Origin of the sequence: Aminithiophilus ramosus (assembly GCF_018069705.1) — a bacterium.
GTDB lineage: Bacteria > Synergistota > Synergistia > Synergistales > Aminithiophilaceae > Aminithiophilus > Aminithiophilus ramosus.
The window spans coordinates 2154937-2171086 of record NZ_CP072943.1; the positions used below are offsets into that span (position 1 = coordinate 2154937).

15 protein-coding genes, 1 tRNA gene and 1 pseudogene are annotated in these 16150 nt (G+C 62.8%); 1 reads left to right on the forward strand and 16 read right to left on the reverse strand.

The annotated features are described in order from the left end of the window. Positions 1 to 2 precede the first annotated feature (2 nt). The 6 genes from KAR29_RS10040 to KAR29_RS10065 are packed head-to-tail and all read right to left on the reverse strand — an operon-like array spanning position 3 to position 4281. Positions 3 to 533, reverse strand: coding sequence for a hypothetical protein (locus KAR29_RS10040; protein WP_274372858.1), 531 nt, complete (start codon positions 531 to 533; stop codon positions 3 to 5). Beyond that, the gene (locus tag KAR29_RS10045; protein ID WP_274372859.1) at positions 514 to 1071 is read right to left on the reverse strand and encodes a 2-oxoacid:acceptor oxidoreductase family protein; all 558 of its coding nucleotides are present in this window, start codon (positions 1069 to 1071) and stop codon (positions 514 to 516) included. Before KAR29_RS10045 ends, KAR29_RS10040 begins: the two co-directional genes overlap by 20 nt. 3 nt (positions 1072 to 1074) lie before the next feature. Continuing rightward, complete coding sequence (gene iorA / locus KAR29_RS10050; protein ID WP_274372860.1) at positions 1075 to 2931, reverse strand: indolepyruvate ferredoxin oxidoreductase subunit alpha; 1857 nt, start codon at positions 2929 to 2931, stop codon at positions 1075 to 1077. A gap of 42 nt (positions 2932 to 2973) precedes the next feature. Next, a complete protein-coding gene (locus tag KAR29_RS10055) occupies positions 2974 to 3381 on the reverse strand; it encodes an acyl-CoA thioesterase (RefSeq protein WP_274372861.1) in 408 nt (135 codons plus the stop codon). Next, positions 3381 to 3827, reverse strand: coding sequence for an MOSC domain-containing protein (locus KAR29_RS10060; RefSeq protein WP_274372862.1), 447 nt, complete (start codon positions 3825 to 3827; stop codon positions 3381 to 3383). The genes KAR29_RS10055 and KAR29_RS10060 overlap by 1 nt, the downstream gene beginning before the upstream one ends. Before the next feature lie 34 nt (positions 3828 to 3861). After that, complete coding sequence (locus tag KAR29_RS10065) at positions 3862 to 4281, reverse strand: CoA-binding protein (protein WP_274372863.1); 420 nt, start codon at positions 4279 to 4281, stop codon at positions 3862 to 3864. Positions 4282 to 4803: 522 nt separating this feature from the next. On the opposite strand from KAR29_RS10065, the gene KAR29_RS10070 reads away from it, so the two are divergent. Continuing rightward, positions 4804 to 4890 (forward strand) — tRNA-Ser (locus tag KAR29_RS10070). Positions 4891 to 5258: 368 nt separating this feature from the next. Here KAR29_RS10070 and KAR29_RS10075 read toward each other — a convergent pair. From KAR29_RS10075 to KAR29_RS10115, 10 genes and pseudogenes are all read right to left on the reverse strand, one after another. Further along, positions 5259 to 6437 carry an ABC transporter ATP-binding protein gene (locus KAR29_RS10075; RefSeq protein ID WP_274372864.1) on the reverse strand — a complete coding sequence of 393 codons (1179 nt, stop codon included), beginning with the start codon at positions 6435 to 6437 and terminating at the stop codon, positions 5259 to 5261. Between the two features lie 87 nt (positions 6438 to 6524). After that, positions 6525 to 7046 (reverse strand): annotated as a pseudogene (locus KAR29_RS14095) (ATP-binding cassette domain-containing protein); the annotation flags it as partial. 20 nt (positions 7047 to 7066) lie between these two features. Further along, the gene (locus KAR29_RS10080; protein WP_311135636.1) at positions 7067 to 7414 is read right to left on the reverse strand and encodes an ABC transporter permease subunit; all 348 of its coding nucleotides are present in this window, start codon (positions 7412 to 7414) and stop codon (positions 7067 to 7069) included. 15 nt (positions 7415 to 7429) lie between these two features. Next, positions 7430 to 8580 (reverse strand): IS3 family transposase gene (locus tag KAR29_RS10085; RefSeq protein WP_274372865.1). Its coding sequence is split into 2 segments (ribosomal slippage): positions 7430 to 8325 and positions 8325 to 8580, totalling 1152 coding nucleotides; the frame shifts between segments, so codons are not numbered across the junction. A 66-nt stretch (positions 8581 to 8646) separates the two neighbouring features. Further along, positions 8647 to 9222 carry an ABC transporter permease gene (locus tag KAR29_RS10090; protein WP_274372866.1) on the reverse strand — a complete coding sequence of 192 codons (576 nt, stop codon included), beginning with the start codon at positions 9220 to 9222 and terminating at the stop codon, positions 8647 to 8649. After that, positions 9223 to 10179: an ABC transporter permease gene (locus KAR29_RS10095; RefSeq protein WP_274372867.1), complete on the reverse strand. Its 957-nt coding sequence runs from the start codon at positions 10177 to 10179 to the stop codon at positions 9223 to 9225. A gap of 2 nt (positions 10180 to 10181) precedes the next feature. Next, on the reverse strand, positions 10182 to 11720 hold the full coding sequence (locus KAR29_RS10100; protein WP_274372868.1) for an ABC transporter substrate-binding protein: 1539 nt from the start codon (positions 11718 to 11720) through the stop codon (positions 10182 to 10184). Further along, on the reverse strand, positions 11713 to 12480 hold the full coding sequence (locus KAR29_RS10105) for a class I SAM-dependent methyltransferase (protein WP_274372869.1): 768 nt from the start codon (positions 12478 to 12480) through the stop codon (positions 11713 to 11715). Before KAR29_RS10105 ends, KAR29_RS10100 begins: the two co-directional genes overlap by 8 nt. Before the next feature lie 974 nt (positions 12481 to 13454). Continuing rightward, on the reverse strand, positions 13455 to 14168 hold the full coding sequence (gene larC2, locus KAR29_RS10110; protein WP_311135637.1) for a nickel pincer cofactor biosynthesis protein LarC2: 714 nt from the start codon (positions 14166 to 14168) through the stop codon (positions 13455 to 13457). Further along, positions 14069 to 15859, reverse strand: coding sequence for a hypothetical protein (locus tag KAR29_RS10115; RefSeq protein ID WP_274372870.1), 1791 nt, complete (start codon positions 15857 to 15859; stop codon positions 14069 to 14071). Before KAR29_RS10115 ends, larC2 begins: the two co-directional genes overlap by 100 nt. Positions 15860 to 16150 lie beyond the last annotated feature (291 nt).

Consider the following 16150-nt stretch of genomic DNA (forward strand, 5'->3'; position numbering starts at 1 on the left):
CATCAGGGAGGCCCATAGGAAAAGCGGACCCTCCCGAAGACGGAAACGACGATGGAGCCGAAGACCTCCGTCGTCTTCGTCCTCGGCGGCGCGTAGAGGTAGAGGGAGAAGGCGGGAGAAAGGGTGCGAAAGGTGGGCGAGAAGACGCTTTCGGAGACGAGACCTTTCGAGCGGACCGCAAGACGCCCCCGGCCGTTGAAGCGCTCGACGGCTCCCGTATCGTCCCAGCGCACTTTGATATCGTCAGAGACCTGACTGGCGGGAAGGGAAAGCCGAAAGACACGACGCTCCCTCAGGGCCCGGGAGAAAGCCCCTTCGAGCCAGCGGGCCAGGACCTGCGCCTCCCTCTTGGCCCCGGCCAGACGGGCCTGAGGGGAATTAAGACAGACGTGAAGGACGAGGAGCGTCGCGGCGCCGAGCGCTGCGACGACGGCAAGGACGGCGAGAAGTTCGACGAGGCAGAGGCCGGGGCCAGGTCGGGGGTCCTTGACGGACCCCCGACGACGATGGATCTCAGCCCGGGAAGGCCTCATGGCCCAGGGCGAGGACTTTGAGATTATCGGCCACGAAGCGCTCCGGAGAGAGGTCGGAAACGGCCTGGCGGACCTCGTCGTAGGAGACGCCGCCCTCTCCTGCCGCGCTCAGAGCGCCGAGAATGAGGACGTTGAGGAAAAGGAAACGGCCGCCCATCTCCTTTTTCAGGATCTCGTACCCCTCGATGGGAAAGACCCTTATCTGACGGGCCTCGATATAACTTTTAAGCTTCCCGTTCTCGAGGGCCTCCTTCTGGTGGACGTTGACGACGAGCGTTCCGCCCCGGCGAAGGTAGTGAAGGTTGCGGAAGGCCTCTCCCTGTTCGAAGGCCAGCAGGAGATCGGCCTCTCCGGCCCTGACGAGAGGGCTGTGGTAATCGCCGATCTTGAAGTGGCTGATGACGGACCCGCCCCTCTGGGCCATGCCGTGAACCTCGCTGCCCATGACCTTCTGGCCTCGGGTGAGAGCCACCTGACCCAGGGCCTTGCTGGAAAAGAGGATTCCCTGACCGCCCAGTCCGACGATGACGTACTGCATGGCTTATGCCTCCTCTCCGCCGACGGCGATGATGGCCCCGTGAGGGCAGACGAAACGGCAGACGCCGCAGGAGACGCAGAAACGCTCGTCGATGCGGGCCTTCTTCGTCTCGTCGTCGAAGACGAGACCGGGGCAGTTGAAGTTGGTGATGCAGTAGCGGCAGCCGATGCACTTGGCGGCGTCGACGGTGACGGCGATAGTCTCCTGCCTGGGCTTGAGGAGCATGCAGGGATGGCGGAAGACGACGACGGCCGGAGTCCGGTTCTCCCTGGCGAACTGCCAGGCCTCGCGGACGGCCTCCGTCCCCCGGGCGACGTCATAGGCGGGAACGACGGTGACATGCTCCACGCCGCAGCCTTTGATGAGGGGGATCATATCGACGGCGACGCCCTTTTCCTCTTTGCGGAGCTTGTCGCCGATGCCCGGATGGGACTGGCCGCCCGTCATGGCCGTCAGGCTGTTGTCCAGAAGGGCCAGGACGAAGGCGTGACGGTTGTAGACGGCGTTGATGAGGCCCGGAATGCCCATGTGGAAGAAGGTCGAATCGCCGATGGTGGCCACGACGGGCTGTTCCTTCCCGTCGACGTGATGGGCCAGGAAAAAGCCCGATCCCTGCGAGACGGAGGCGCCCATACAGACGACGGAATCGACCATCTTCTGGTTCACGCCCAGCGTGTAACAGCCGATGTCGGAAGGGTAGATGGCGCCGGGCAGGGCCTTGTGGATCGAGAAATAACTCGCCCTGTGGGGACATCCGGGACAGAGTGCGGGAGGACGGGGCGTCACCTTCAGCTCGGCCAGGGCCTCCTTGAGGACCGTCGCATCGCTGCAGGGAGGCTCTTCGCCGAGGGCCCTGAAGAGGATCTCCTCGATCACCTCGGGAAGAAGCTCTCCGGCGCGGGGGACGAAGCCGTTCCAGCGTCCCTTGACCTTCGTCCTGTCCGGGAGCTGCATCTCCATGACGGGGTAGGTCTCCTCGAGAAAGAGGACGTTCTCGTGACGGTCGATGAAATCCTGGACCTTCTTCAGGGGCAGAGGGAAGGGGGTGCCGATCTTGAGGACGGCCACATCGCTGCGTCCCGCCGCCTTGAGGATATCCATGACGATGGAGAAGGAGACGCCTCCGGCGACGACGGCCAGCTTGGCCTTCTCGGCCGCAGGAACCTCGTAGTTGTAGGCCTCGAAGCCCCCTTCGAACTCCTCCTGGATGGCGTCGATCTTGGCGTTGAGCTGAGGGTGGGAGACGCGGACGTTGGCAGGCAGGCAGACCCAGCGCTTGGGGTCCTTCTTGAAGGCGGCCCGGTTCGGCACGGCCAGCACATCGCCCATCTCCACGTCCTGACGGCAGTGGTCGACGCGGACCGAGGGGCGGAGAACGGCGATGATGCCGTGGCGCTCGGAGAGATCGAAGGCGTCGAAGACCATCCTTTTGGCCTCGTCGGCCGAGGAGGGATCGAAACAGGGAAGTTTGGCGAACATGGCGAAAAAGCGGCTGTCCTGCTCGGTCTGGGAGCTGTGAGGCCCCGGATCGTCGGCGACGACGAGGAGGAAGCCTCCGGCCATCCTGAACTGGGCGACGCTCATGACGCCGTCGGCGGCGACGTTGAGTCCCACCTGCTTCATGACGGCACAGGCCCTCTGACCGGCGAAGGAGGCGGCGGCGGCCACCTCGAAGGCCACCTTCTCGTTGATCCCCCACTCGACGGCCGTCTTCGTCCCCAACTCGTCGGCATAGACGGCGACGGCGGGCAGAATCTCCGACGACGGCGTCCCCGGATAGGCCGTCGCCACGGCACAGCCCGCTTCGACGATCCCCCGGGCGATGGCCTCGTTGCCCAGGAGAATCTGGCGCTTACTCAATGCGAACCACTCCTCTCCCCTTGTGCATGTTCCCCCAAAGACTTAAAGACAGGACTCGAAAAGAAGGCGATACCCGTCGGGACAGCGGACCAGGTGCCCCTCGAGATCGCAGAAGCCATGGCGGGTGCTGCCCTCGACGAGAAGAACGCCCTCTTCATCGCGCAGAACGCGGTAACGGAAGGTGACACTGTGACTTTTCAGCTCGGCCAGAGTCGTCTCGACGCGGATCCGTTCGTCGTAACGGGCCGGACGCTTGTAGCGGCAGCGGACCTCGACGACGGGGAGCATGAGCCCCGAGGCCTCCATGGCGGGCACGGGAATGTTCAGCTCGCGACAGAAATCGCCCCGAGCCGCCTCGAACCAGACGAGATAGTTGGCGTGGTAGACGACGCCCATCTGATCCGTCTCGGCATAACGGACCCTCTGATGGGACGTGAACAGACGGGCCATCAGCGCGCCAGAAGCTCGACGGCATCTCCCCGACGCACCCACCCGCCTTCGAGGACACGGCAGAAAAGCCCCTTGCGGGGCATGATGCAGTCGCCCGTCCTGTGGTAGATCTCGCACTTGGTGTGACAGGTCTTGCCGATCTGGGAGATCTCCAGAAGGGCCTCCCCGGCCCGCAGGCGGTCGCCGATGGCCACGCCGGAAAGGTCGATCCCCCGGACGGTCAGATTCTCGGCGAAACTGCCGGGCCGCAGTTCCGGCAGTTTCTCGGCGGCCACTTCGATATCCTCCAGCGAGAGCAGGCTCACTTGGCGATGGGCGAAACCGGCGTGGGCGTCTCCCTCGAGGCCCTTCTCGACGACGAGGAAAGCCTCCCCCACGTCGGTCTTGGCCGTTCCCTTGGCCTCGGAGGTGCACACGGCCGCGATGGTTCCTCTCTTTCCCTCCACGTTATTCCTCCTCGTTCATCCCGCGCCCTCTCCTTCAGCGGCAGGCGGCACGGTGAATCTGCATCAGACAGAGGCCGCTGACGACCTCGAAACCGCTCTGACGAAGCGTTCTCTCTCCCTCGCCGTTTTCGGCGCCGGGCTGAAACCAGGCGACGGGCCTGGCCTCGCCGGAGACGAGAGAGGCCAGGGATTCGGCCTGATGACGCGCGTCGAGAAAGAAGGCGACGATGTCGACGTCTTCCTCCAGCTCGTCGAGGCGGGCCCGACAGGTCTCGCCGAGAATCTCCAGGCCCGCGTAGGCCGGATTGACGGGAAAGAGACGGAAACCGGCCCGCTGGAGATAGTCCATCACCCCGCAGACAGGCCTCTCCTTCTTCGCCGAAGCGCCGACGACGGCCACCGTCGACGGCGAACAGACATATCGGTCGCGGATCTCATCGAAAGACAGAGCCATGAAGCACCTCCCCCGACGGCAACTCTCCCTCGGAACCAGACAGGGAGAGGGCGAACAAAGGCAGACAGGGCCTTCCCGATCTCCCTCCGAGAGAAGAAGAGACCCTCCTCCCACGGCACGGGAACCTCCACGACTTTACCACGAAGTAACCATGCCGCGACAGCCTGCGGCGAAAAACAGAAATACCTCCCGGATCTTGCCTCTCGTATTAAAGCCCGCCGGACAAACGCCGGCCCCGCCCCAGAAGCGGTTCGAACCACGTCAACCGGCGACCGGAGGCAGCTGCCCATCAGATAAAGAAACTTCGAAAGAGGTCGGACCAGATAGCCTCGGGAAACGAGGTATTTGAGGAGCCTTCGCCCCCCTCCGGGAAAGTTCGACAGCCATCGGCGAAAGCTGCCCTCATGTGGAGACTGCCATTTGGCCTGACGAGGAGGCGACATCCTCCTGAGCGAGCCTGCCAATTCGGGGAAAACCTTTTTATGGACAGAAGAAAGGCAAAAAGCTAAGATGGGTTATTGTGGAGGGCTGGCCGAGTGGTCTAAGGCGGCTGACTTGAAATCAGTTGTGGGTCTCCCACCGCGGGTTCGAATCCTGCGCCCTCCGCCAACAGTTCATTAGCCGCCTACGAGGAGTACGCCAAACCCCGTAGGCGGCTGTTTTCTGCTCTCTTGACCCTGTCCGGAGATACGAGAACAAGGGGGCTATCTGCCGCGCCAACGGGACACGGTGACCAGCCGATCAACTTCCGTGACCCGTTCAGAAAGCGCAGAAAAGGTGCTGCCCGATGCGACGAGATCGGGCACGCGGCCTCCATCAGGTGGGGCAAAGGGGCCTGCAGGAGCAGGGAACGGCTCCGGTAACAACGGCGGGAATCTGCCGCGATCTGAAAAAACCAGACACAATCCTTTACGGGCCTGGTGACTCAAAAACGAACGTGCGAAAAAGGCTGGACAGAACCTCGCCGTCAGGTTTTCTCATGCTGGAAAGAGAGACGAATGCGATTCGACTCCACGAGAATCGTTGATTCGCCCAGGCCGGTCGCCTTCTTCGACCCTCCCGCTTCGGCGTGTGGAGATGGGGACGTCATCCGCCGGAAGCGAACATAGGCCCGGCGCGCCAAGGACATCCTCCGTCGAGCCCTGTGCGACGATCTCACCGCGGTGCATCACGTAGACCCTGTCGGCGATCTTCTGCGCGAGCGCGAGATCGTGCGTGATGAAGAGCATGGCAAATCCCTGCGAATTCTGTAGCCCTTTCAGCAGTCTCATCAGATTGGCCGCAGTGGACGGATCGAGCATGGCGCTGATCTCGTCGGCGATCAGAAGTTTCGGGCCCATCACGAGTGCCCGGGCGACGGCGACCCGCTGACGCTGGCCGCCGCTGAGCATGAAACAGCGCCGCTTCAGGAAGGCGTCGTCAAAGGGAAGCTGCACCTTCTTCAGGGCTTCCGCCACGGTCCGGACTCGCTCCGCCCCCGTTCCCTCCTTTGCGATGTCGAGAGGCTCTCGCACGGTCTCTTCTATCGTCAGGTGTTCGTTGGTGGCGGAAAGGGGATCCTGAAAGACGATCTGGATGGCGCCGAACCTGGAGGTCTCGCTGTTGCCGCGGACCGCCCGTCCTTCGAAGGCGACCCTGCCGGAGCAGGGACGCGAAATGCCGGAGAGTACCTCCGCAAGGGTCGTCTTTCCGGAGCCGGACTCCCCTATCAGCGCGCACACTTCCCCCGCCTTGACTTCGATCGAGCAGTCGGAGCAGGCCGTCATCCGCTGTTTCCCGACGCTGTAGGTCTTGGAGATGCCGATCCCCTCAAGAAGCGTGACGATTCCCTTGCGAAGACAGGCGACGCGCCGTCCCTCCCGGACTGTCTCAAGGACGGGAAGCTCCTCGGCGCAGCGGTCGATACGCTGGTTGCAACGATCGAAAAAGGGGCACTGTCTCTCTCCGGCGACGGTTATCTCCCCGGGGATTCCCCACATGTCGCGGTAGGGGTTGATAGCGGGAGACGAGGAGATCAAGCCTCTCGTGTACGGATGCAGAGGGGCTTTCAACAGCTCCTCCGTTCCGCCTTCCTCGACGATAGCGCCGGAGTACAGGACCATCACGCGGGAGGTCATGGCGGAGACGATCGGCAGTTCGTGCGAGATCACGAGCATGGCGAATCCCTTCTCCTCCTGAAGCCGGAGAAGCAGTCGGACCGTCTCCCGTTTCGAGGCCATGTCGAGGGCCATCGTCGGCTCGTCCACAAAGAGGACCTCCGGGTCGCACGAGAGCGCCATTGCGACGAGGACCTTCTGTCGCATGCCTCCCGAAAGCTGGTGAGGACAGACCTCGCCCCACGAGGCTCGCAGCCCGACCCTCTCCAGCAGACGTTTCGTCTTTTCGGCAGCCTCCGCGCCGCCTGTTCCTCTATGCCGCCGAATGCATTCGGCGATCTGTTCGCCCACGGTGATGACGGGGTTCAGCACATCCAGACTGTTTTGAAAGACGATCGCGATCCTGCTCCAGCGATAGGCCTCCATCGCGCTCTCGGACAGACCGTTCAGCTCCGTGCCTTTGAATTGGACGCTGCCCTCCACGCGAGCCCGATTTCGCAACAACCCCAGCGCGGCCAGAGCAAGGGAGGATTTCCCGCTGCCGGACTCTCCGATAAGTCCCGCGCTCTCTCCCTCGCGAAGCGTCATGTCGACGCCGCGCACCGCGTCCGCGGCGCTTTCTGAATACCGCACCCTTAAATCCCGAATGGCCAGAACGGGCTCTTTCATCGCGTTCCCCTCTTTTTCCACTACAGCTTTCGGTTCACGAGTTTCTCAAGATCCCTCGCGATAAACGCCACCGCCACCACCAGCGTCGCCAGGGCCACCAACGGAGGAAGAACCCACCACTTCCAAAAATCGGTGAAATAGATGCCGCTGAAACTCATCGATCGGTTCAGGAGCATTCCCCAGCTCTTCGAGGTCGGGTCTCCAAGGCCGAGAAAGGTCAGCCCCGCCTCGGCGGAGACGGCATGACCGACGATCCGCAGGCAGCTCGCCGCCACCAGGGGCAGCAGCGCAGGCAGCAGATGCGTCCTCGCGATATGGAAAAACGATGCGCCGTAACTCGCCGCCGCGACGATTGATCTTCCCCCGATATCGTGGACACGAAACTACGACGCAACCCGCAAGGTCTCGAATTCCTCGGGGGGTTGATAACCCAAAGACGAATGAAGCCGTTGCCGGTTGTAAAAGACTTCGATGAACTCAAAGAGGGCGTGCTTGGCCTCGGCTCGGGTTCGAAAATGACGGAGATAGACCAGCTCCGTCTTCAGAGAGTGGTAGAAGCTCTCCATGACGGCGTTATCCCAGCAATCTCCCTTTCGGCTCATGGAACACCGTATTTGATGACGGTCCAGAAGGTGCTGAAACTCTTTGCTCGCGTACTGGCTCCCACGGTCGGAGTGATGAATCAGCCCTGGTTCGGGCTTGCGACGGGCGAGAGCCATTTCAAGGGCGTCACAGGCCAGGGTCTTTGTCATTCGTTCGCTCATGGACCAACCAATGATCTTCCTGCCCCAGAGATCGAGGGTGGTTGCCAGGTAAAGCCAGCCCTCGTCGGTTGCAATGTAGGTGATGTCGGAAACCCAGACGGTATCAGGTTTCGGCGCTTGGAAGTCCCTTCTCAGCAGATTCAAGGCGACAGGCAAATTATGACGTGAGTTTGTCGTGGCCTTGAACTTTCGCGCCTGTCGGGCTCTGATTCCCGCTTCTCTCATGAGCCTGGCGACACGATTGAGTCCACACCGTTCTCCGAGGCGACGCAAAAGGGCGTGGATTCGAGGGCTGCCATAGACCTTTCGGTGCTCCTCGTGGAGTTTCCTGATCAGCTCCGTAAGGCGGCGGTTCTCGCGGGAACGCGCGCTTTCCTCGCCCTTGGTCCAGCTGTAATAGCCGCTCCGGGACACCTGAAAAATTTCGCACATCTTCCGAACGTCAAAGGCACCGACGTCATCCCGGATTATCTGGAACCGCTGCCGGATCGAGGTTCCTTTGAGAAGATGGCGACAGCTTTTTTTAGGATGTCACGCTCCTGAGTCACCAGCGCCAGCTCTCTGCGGAGTCGTAGAATCTCGGCCCCTTCGGCGCTGCCGGGACGAGGCTTTGTCTCCTTCTCCCGTGACGCTTCGACCCAATCGTAGAGAGTCCGCTGCGGTATCCCAAGTTCTCGGGAAAGGGCATGAACGGACTTGCCGCTGTTTTCCAGCAGTTCCAACGTTTCCCTCTTGAACTCCTCGGTGTAGACGCGCGCTTTTTTGACCATGGTGGCACCTCCAGAATAGAGCATAGATGATTTGCTCTTTTCCGTGTCCACCGATTTGGGGGAACATCAGATGAACTTCTCGCGGCACATCGAGAGTGTTTTCGCACGTGCGATCCGCGCCGGGCCAACCCACGAGAGAAGCCCGACGACGAGGATGATGTTCCGTGTGCTTGGACCGAGAAAGGCTCCGAGCACGATCATCAGGGGGAGTTGGGGTATGGCCGTCATCACGTCGCACAGGCCTGTGATGAGTCTGTCGACAGCCCCTCCCGAATAACCGGCCAGAACCCCCAGCACGCTCCCACCGACGCCCGCCAGTCCTGCCGAACCGAGTCCGACCAGAACGCTGATCAGCGCACCTCTGCAGAGCTGCGCCCAGATGTCGATGCCAAGGTCGTCCGTGCCGAGAGGATGGCGCAGGCTGGGGGCTTCCAGCGACGCTCCCGAGGGGACGCTGTGCGCGTCACCGAGGAAGAGAACGGAGGCCGCTCCCGTCGCCAGGATGATCAAGACGACAGCCAGGCCGGCCCTGCCGTGGACGGAGAGCGCTTCGAGAACCCCGAAGAGGCGGGAGAGACGCCGTCTCTTCGGCTCCCCGTCCGGAGCGAAGCGCCTGACCGGGCGGAGCCTGCCCATACGCATCTACCCCACCCTTGGATCGAGCTTCCGGTGGAGCACGTCCGCCGCCCAATTCATCAGCAGCACCATCATCGCGATCGCCAGAAAGATTCCTTGCGCCAGCACGTAGTCGCGGGCCAGCACGGCATCCCGCATCAAACGCCCCATTCCCGGGTAGGCGAAGACATTTTCGACCAGCACCGCCCCGCCGAACAGACCTCCCATGCTCAGAAAGAAGCGGGCGATGATCGGAGGCAGGGCGTTTCTGAGCGCGTGCCGGAAGAGGATGCGCCTCTTCGACAACCCCTTGGCCCTCGCCGTGCGGATATAGTCCTTCGTGAGCACCGTCAGCATGCTGCTCCTTGCGAGGAGGTAGAAGTTTCCCGTCCCGGCGAGCGCCAACGTGAGGACGGGCAGGACGGCGTGGTGCAGCAGATCCGCGACGCGCTCGAAGGGCGACGAAAAGACGACGAACGCCGTCGATCCTCCGGAAAGGGGGAACCAGCCGAGCCTTGCCGCCAGAAAGATCAGCAGCAGCATTCCGAGAAGAAAGGACGGGATCTCGGAGAAGGCCATCATGACGCAATACATGCACCTGTCCGCCGGGCTATCGCGAAGCCCCGCGGATACCGTTCCCAGGACGGTGCCGACGAAACTGCTCAAAGCGAGCGCGCTGACCACGATGAACGCGGTCCAGGGAATCCGCGCGCCGATCATTCCCGCGACGCTCGCCTTATAATGGATACTGTATCCGAGGTCGCCCCTCAGGATTCCTTTCAGGTACTGTAAAAACTGTGTGTGCAGAGGTTTGTCGAAGCCGTAGTACGCTTTGTACAGCGCTATCTGCTCCTCGGTGAAGGCGGCGCTGACATCGCCGTCCTCCACCGAAAGGAACTCGAAGGGATCGCCGGGCATCAACCTCGGCAGGAAGAAGTTCGCCGCAACGATGACGAACAGCACGACAAAATAGCGCTTCCCCATCGCTACTCTTTGACCAGATACGAAAGCTTGTTGTGATCCACCTTGTTGTGGTCGTACCGGCACATCCAGCCGTCATATTTCCCGCTCCGGTAGACGAAGTTGTCGACGGCGCCAAAGAGCATCACGACGGGAACTTCGTCCGCGACGATCTCCTGGACCCTGAAGATCATCGCCTTTCTGGCGTCGCGATCACGCTCCGTCGCCTGGGCCCTCAGAAGCCGGGCGAGCTCCTCGTTCGCCCAGCCCTTGATCAGCCCCGCCTCCTCGCCGTAGAGCGCGCGAAGGAAATCCGGGTCGCCCCCCATCCCGCCGAAGTTGACCAGCAGTAACTCGTAGTCGCCCGTACTCATGGCATTGTCCCTCGTCCTGCTCTCGACGCTTCTCACGACGACATCGACGCCGACCGAGGCGAGAGAAAGCTTGATCAGCTCGGCGGTCTTCGTCCCCTCGGGAGAGTTGTCCGTCAACAGCGCGACCGCGAGCTTCCTTCCGCCGAGCAGCGCCTTCGCCCTCGCGGGGTCGTGGGGATAGCGTCCGATATTCGGGTTGAACCAAGGACTCTCGGCCGGCACGTACCCCATGCTGCTGACCGTGGCCGATCCGCGCGCAATCGCTCTCACCATCCCCTCGCGGTCGACGGCGCATGCGATCGCCCTTCTGACATCCGCGTCTCGAAGTTCCTGAACCGCCTCCATATTCATCATCAGCCGGTAGCTGTGCAGGGAGGGTACCGTCTTTATCGCGAAGGCGGCATCGTTCCGGTAGCGGGGCAGCAGATCGACCGGGGCGTTGATCAGATCGATATCTCCCTGTTCGAAGGCGAGCACTCTGTCTCCCGTGGGCACCCACTCGATAGCCTCTGCGGCGGGCTTCGGCCCCCAGTAGCGGTCGAAAGCGACATACCGGTACGCTCCCTGATTCGCGTCGTAGCTTTCCATCCTGTACGGGCCGCTTCCGACCGTGAGCCCTTCGCCGTCGTAGGCTATCGGGTCCTCGACGCTCTCCCAGATATGCTTCGGAAGGATTCGCGCAAGACCGACGCTCGGAAGAAAGGTGTTGTCGTATCGGGGAAGCGTCATCACGACCGTGTGAGGGTCGAGAACCCTCGCGTCGGTCACGATATAGTCGCCGCCTGCCGTAAGACCGCCGTAGACCGGCGGGTGCTTCCGGTAGTATCCGAAGGTGAAGGCGACATCTTCCGCCGTCAGAGGCTTCCCGTCATGCCAGAACACGTCCTCCCGGAGATGGAAGACGTAGACGGTTCCGTCTTCGTTCACATCCCAGCTCTTCGCGAGCCACGGAATATCCCCCTCCTCGCCCTTTTCCAGCAGGGAGTCGTACAGAATCTGCATGCGCGCGACGCCGGGCCCTCGCCTCGTATGTCTGAAAGGATTGGGCACGCCGATATTTCCTCCCTCCAGCCTCAAGGTCATCGCCTCGGAACCGGGCGCCCCCGGCACGACCACCGAGAGCATGGACAAGACAAAGAACAGGGCGAATAACCTCTTTTTCATCGTCATCTCCCTCGCGCCGTTACGCATCGGCGCCCGAACCTGCACGCCACAGAACCAGGGCGAGCGTCGTCCGGCTTTTCACTCTCACGTGCCCGTTCTCGGCGCAGCCCGCGAGAAATCCCCTCAAATCCAGCCCCTTCTCCGTCGCGACTTCGCCGAACCGGCGCGAGTAGCGCGATACCGCCTCTTCCACGGAGAGCGACCGATCTTCCCGCTCTTTCAGGTAGGCGACCTCCGGTTCGAACCCCTGAAGCCAGAGGATGTTGAAGAAGGCCTGAACGGAATCCCTGTCGTTGTGCGGATCGTATGAAGGACGGAGCCCCAGCGTGTCTTTCAGCAGATCGGCGACGGAGTCCTTCGATTCGATCATCTGGTTGAGAAGGCAGGACCCTCGGGAAGCCAGGGACATTCTGTCGATTCCCTCCCTGCTCCGTGCGGCGGGGCACATGGAGGCGAAAACCAGATCGAAGCGCCGCTCCCATCCGACAGCCGCCACGTCGGCAGCCGCCCAGTCGAGCCTGACGCATTCGATGTTAGGGCGTTTCGTGAGCGTGGCGTTCTCCTTCGCCCGTTCCAGCATTTTCCCCGAGATGTCGGTCATGACGACCTTCTTCGCGTACGCCGCGAAAGGCACGGCGTACCGTCCCGTCCCTCCGCCCACGTCCAGGACGTCGAAGCCCGTCAGCAGCCCTTTCGTCAGCAGCATTTCCGTCACCCTGTCGGCGAGCTCCGATCCCTTCGTCCTCTGTGAATGATCGAACTCGTCCGCCCGGGCATCCCACTTCACCTCCGCAGCGCGTGCGTCCACGTCCGCGGGACGCTTTTGCAGCATGGCTTCGTAATGCGCACTCTCCATAAGATTCTTCCCTTTCAGACCCTATAAGCCCGATTTCTCTTCTCTGTGCTTCGAGCCGATCGATTCCGGCACGGAAGCACCCTCTCAGCGCCATGTTCGATAAATCAAACTTGATTCTAGGCGAAGCAACAAGCCCCTGTCAATGCTTTTTGGGAAAGGGAGGGGATGGCGGCCGATCGCTTCTCTCGACGATGGCCTCGGCGTCGAGCAGCGAGTTCTGCCTGTCTTCATGCGATTCCTCTGACGCTCCGGTCAAGGTGCAAGCGGATCTCCTGTTCACCGATGGAGGACCTTCGGACTTTCTGCTGCATTCCGAGTCTTATCTATAGCAGCGTGCCTTTGCGGTAGCCCTCCCTCGTGATGAGGTTTGTGGCCTTGTCACCTCAAATAGAACCCTTGCGGGGGCTGCTGTCTCTTGAATACTTCGGCCAACGGGCGAAAAACAGCGCACGTCATCCGACTCGGCTCGTGGTCCCCTTTTCGGGGTCCACCCTACAGGACCGTCAAAAAAAGATTCTCAAGGGAATCGAAAGGAAGAGAACGAAGGCGTCCTGATCGACGCCCTTCGATCTTCGTCGTGACATGCGCATTTTGCAGCCTCCCGGCCCTCGTCAGGGCGACGGTGACGAGAGCGCCCCCGTCCGCTTTCGATAGGGGACGGCATCGTCTTTTTCCCGGCAGTTCCTCGTCGACGAGAGCCATCAGGGAGCGATTCCTGCTGAAAAATCATCGCCGACGGTACTCCGATGCAGGGTTCAACCCCTCACGTCCCTCGAGGATGTTGCCCTCCTTTCGGCTTCGAGAAGCGCCTCTTCCGACGTGTCCAACGGTTTACCAGGCCAGGCCGACGACGTAAGATCCAGAGGCACCGGCACGGCTGCCCCCTGACCGGCGCTCCCCTCCCCCTACGGCTCTCCGTCGGACCGACAGTCCCGTTCGTCGGAGGCCTCCTCTTTCCGGGGGCAGAAGCGCCAGGGCCCGACGGACAGGGTCTCTCCCCCGGTCAGGGCCAGTTCGACGGCGGCCTTGAGGGTCTTGAAGGAGAGGAGACCGCCCGAACCGGGCCCCTTGAGGAAGCGTTCCATGTCGCCATATTCGGCCTTGCAGGAGAGGGGGAGTTCCCCCTCTCCTGCGATGATCTTGGCCGAGATCAGGCCGACGGGGATGCCCTCCCTTTCGACGGAGACGACGCCCCGACGAAGGGGGCCGAAGGCGACGTGGCGGGGCTCGAAGACGCGCATGCCCAGCGTGTCCAGCTCGAGGGCCAGGAAGGCCCCCAGACTGTCGAGGGCCGCCTCGGGGGCGTCGACGAAGAAGAGAAAGCCGCTCCGCCCCTTTTTCGTCATGACCGGCACGGCATGGACGCTGGTGGCTCCTCGGGCCATGAGGCCGTCGATGAGGTGGGGAAGGCCTTCACCTGTGACGTTGTCGGCATTGACGAGAAGCAGCACCGCCTCTTGCCTCCTCTCGAAAAAGGCAGGGGCGCGACGGGAGGTCCTTCCCGCCGCGCCCCTGCCGGTCAGGCGTCGACGTCCTCCATGTCGGCCATGAGACGCAGGGCCAGACGGGCCACCGATCGGGCCGTCTCCTTGGCGCCGGGGATGGCGCTGGTGATGCAGGCTCCGGCCTCGGCACGCTTCCCGGCCTCTTTCCAGTCCATCTTGCCCGTCAGGGCCGCGACGGCCGCCGGGAGGACGACGTTGACGGTGCAGCAGCCGATGTACATCAGTTCCTGGGCCGCCACGGAGGCGATCATGACGGGGAGTCCCCAGTCGGCTTTCCCGTTGAGGACCACATCGGGCACGACTCGGTGCGAAAGGCCCTCCATGACGAACTCCCTGCCGTCGACGGTGACGACGGCGTCGATGTCGGCGTCGAAGCCCCAGAAGGTCTCGGCGAAGGGGTGACTCCGCCGGGCTCCCCCTTGAAGCTTGGAGAAGGAAAGGGCGATCTCCTTGCCCGTCATGGCGCCCAGCAGCAGGGCCGTCCGCCGCTCCACCTTCTCTTTGCGCTTCAGGTCCAGATCACGGCAGATTTCCTCCAGGGACCGCCCGGCCTGAAGGCCGTCCCAGGCGAATCGGGCCACGCGGTAGGCCATGTTGTTGCGGATGCCCTGAGTGGCCATGATGACGGCCCGCGATACGGGGCCCCGGGTGATCTGTTCCGCCTTGCGGGCCACCGTGTTGGCCGAGAAGGCCGCGATCTCGGGGTCGATCCACTCCCGGAGCTTCATCTCCCGGATCATGTCGGCCGTGGCCTCCAGGTCCCCTCCGCTTTCGATGAGCTTCATGGCGGCGACGACGCCGTCGCCGACGAGATGGGCCAGAGGCGGATTGACCGGCCCCGCGCCGAAACCGGCTCCGATCATGGGCCCCTCCTGGAAAGCGGCCATCATCTCGTTGAGCGTCATCATGCCGACGACGGTGGGGGCCCCGACGTCCTTGAGGATCATTCCCAGGTCGCCGATGAGGGTGGCCGTGTCGTACTCCCTGCCCGTGCCCCGCATGTGGAGCTTCTCCGGCAGCCCCGCCGCGAGAGCCGCCCCCTTGCCGGCCAGGTAGCCCGTCCCCTGGGCGAAGAACTCGCCGTAGGCCTCGCCGATCATGCCGTCGGGATTGACGATCTCCAGAACGGCGGCGGCGGCGAGGGCCGCCGAGAGCCAGGCGTTGGGCGTGATGCCCACACCCCGGTAGGCGCGGAACATGGCCTCGACGGCGACGCGCGTCCCCTTCTGCGTGAGGTCGTGGTAAATCATGTCCTCGCCGAGGGCGCTGTGACCGTAGATGGCCCCTCCCGCGACGAAGGGAGGGACGTCGGCGCCGCTGAAACGGCAGATCTCGCCCCGATCGATGGCCTCGTAGAGGGCCTTGACGGCCGGAAAGGCCGAGACTTTGTTCGTCAGCTTCGACGTGGGGATGGCCTGAACACCGGCCCGGCTGACGCCGGCCTTCATGCGGGCCATCGATCCCAGTTTCCTGTTGCCGGCCGGCACGCCGGCACGCGACGCCGTCCCGGCCAGGTTGAGAAAGACGGCGACGATGAGGGCCGCGTTGGCGCCGTCGGCTCCCGCCTCTCGGGCCGCGGCGATGCCCCCATCCATGACGGAATCGAGGGCCAGATGGGCCAGGTTGGCGTCGCTGATCTTGGTGCTTCGGCCGCTGAGGATCTCGGCCGTCATGACGTTGGCGGCGCTGAAGACGGCCAGGTTCAACATGCCGTGCCCCTTGGTGATGGCCTCAAGGCGATCGCTGGTGACATTTTCCACAAAGGCATCGGCGGCGGCGATGGCGCAGTAGAGTTCTTTCTGCATCGACGGAACACCTCCCGAACATTCGAAAAGGGCTCTTTGACGTCTCTCTGTCGGTCGCGTTCGGCTCCGCTCAAGATCTCGTCCTCATCGACACCCCCCTTCGCCTGGCAGGACAGAGACCGCCTCCCCTTCCGGGGCGGCGGAACCATCAAGTTCTCCCAGGCCAAAAGATGAGGGCTGCGTCGGGCGAGAGATACCTGTGGACCGGTTCAGTCACCTTCAGTCACGGACCGGGAGAGGGCACTCTCCCGGCATTGCCCTTTTTCGCAGAAAAAGAGGAGGCCTCGCGGA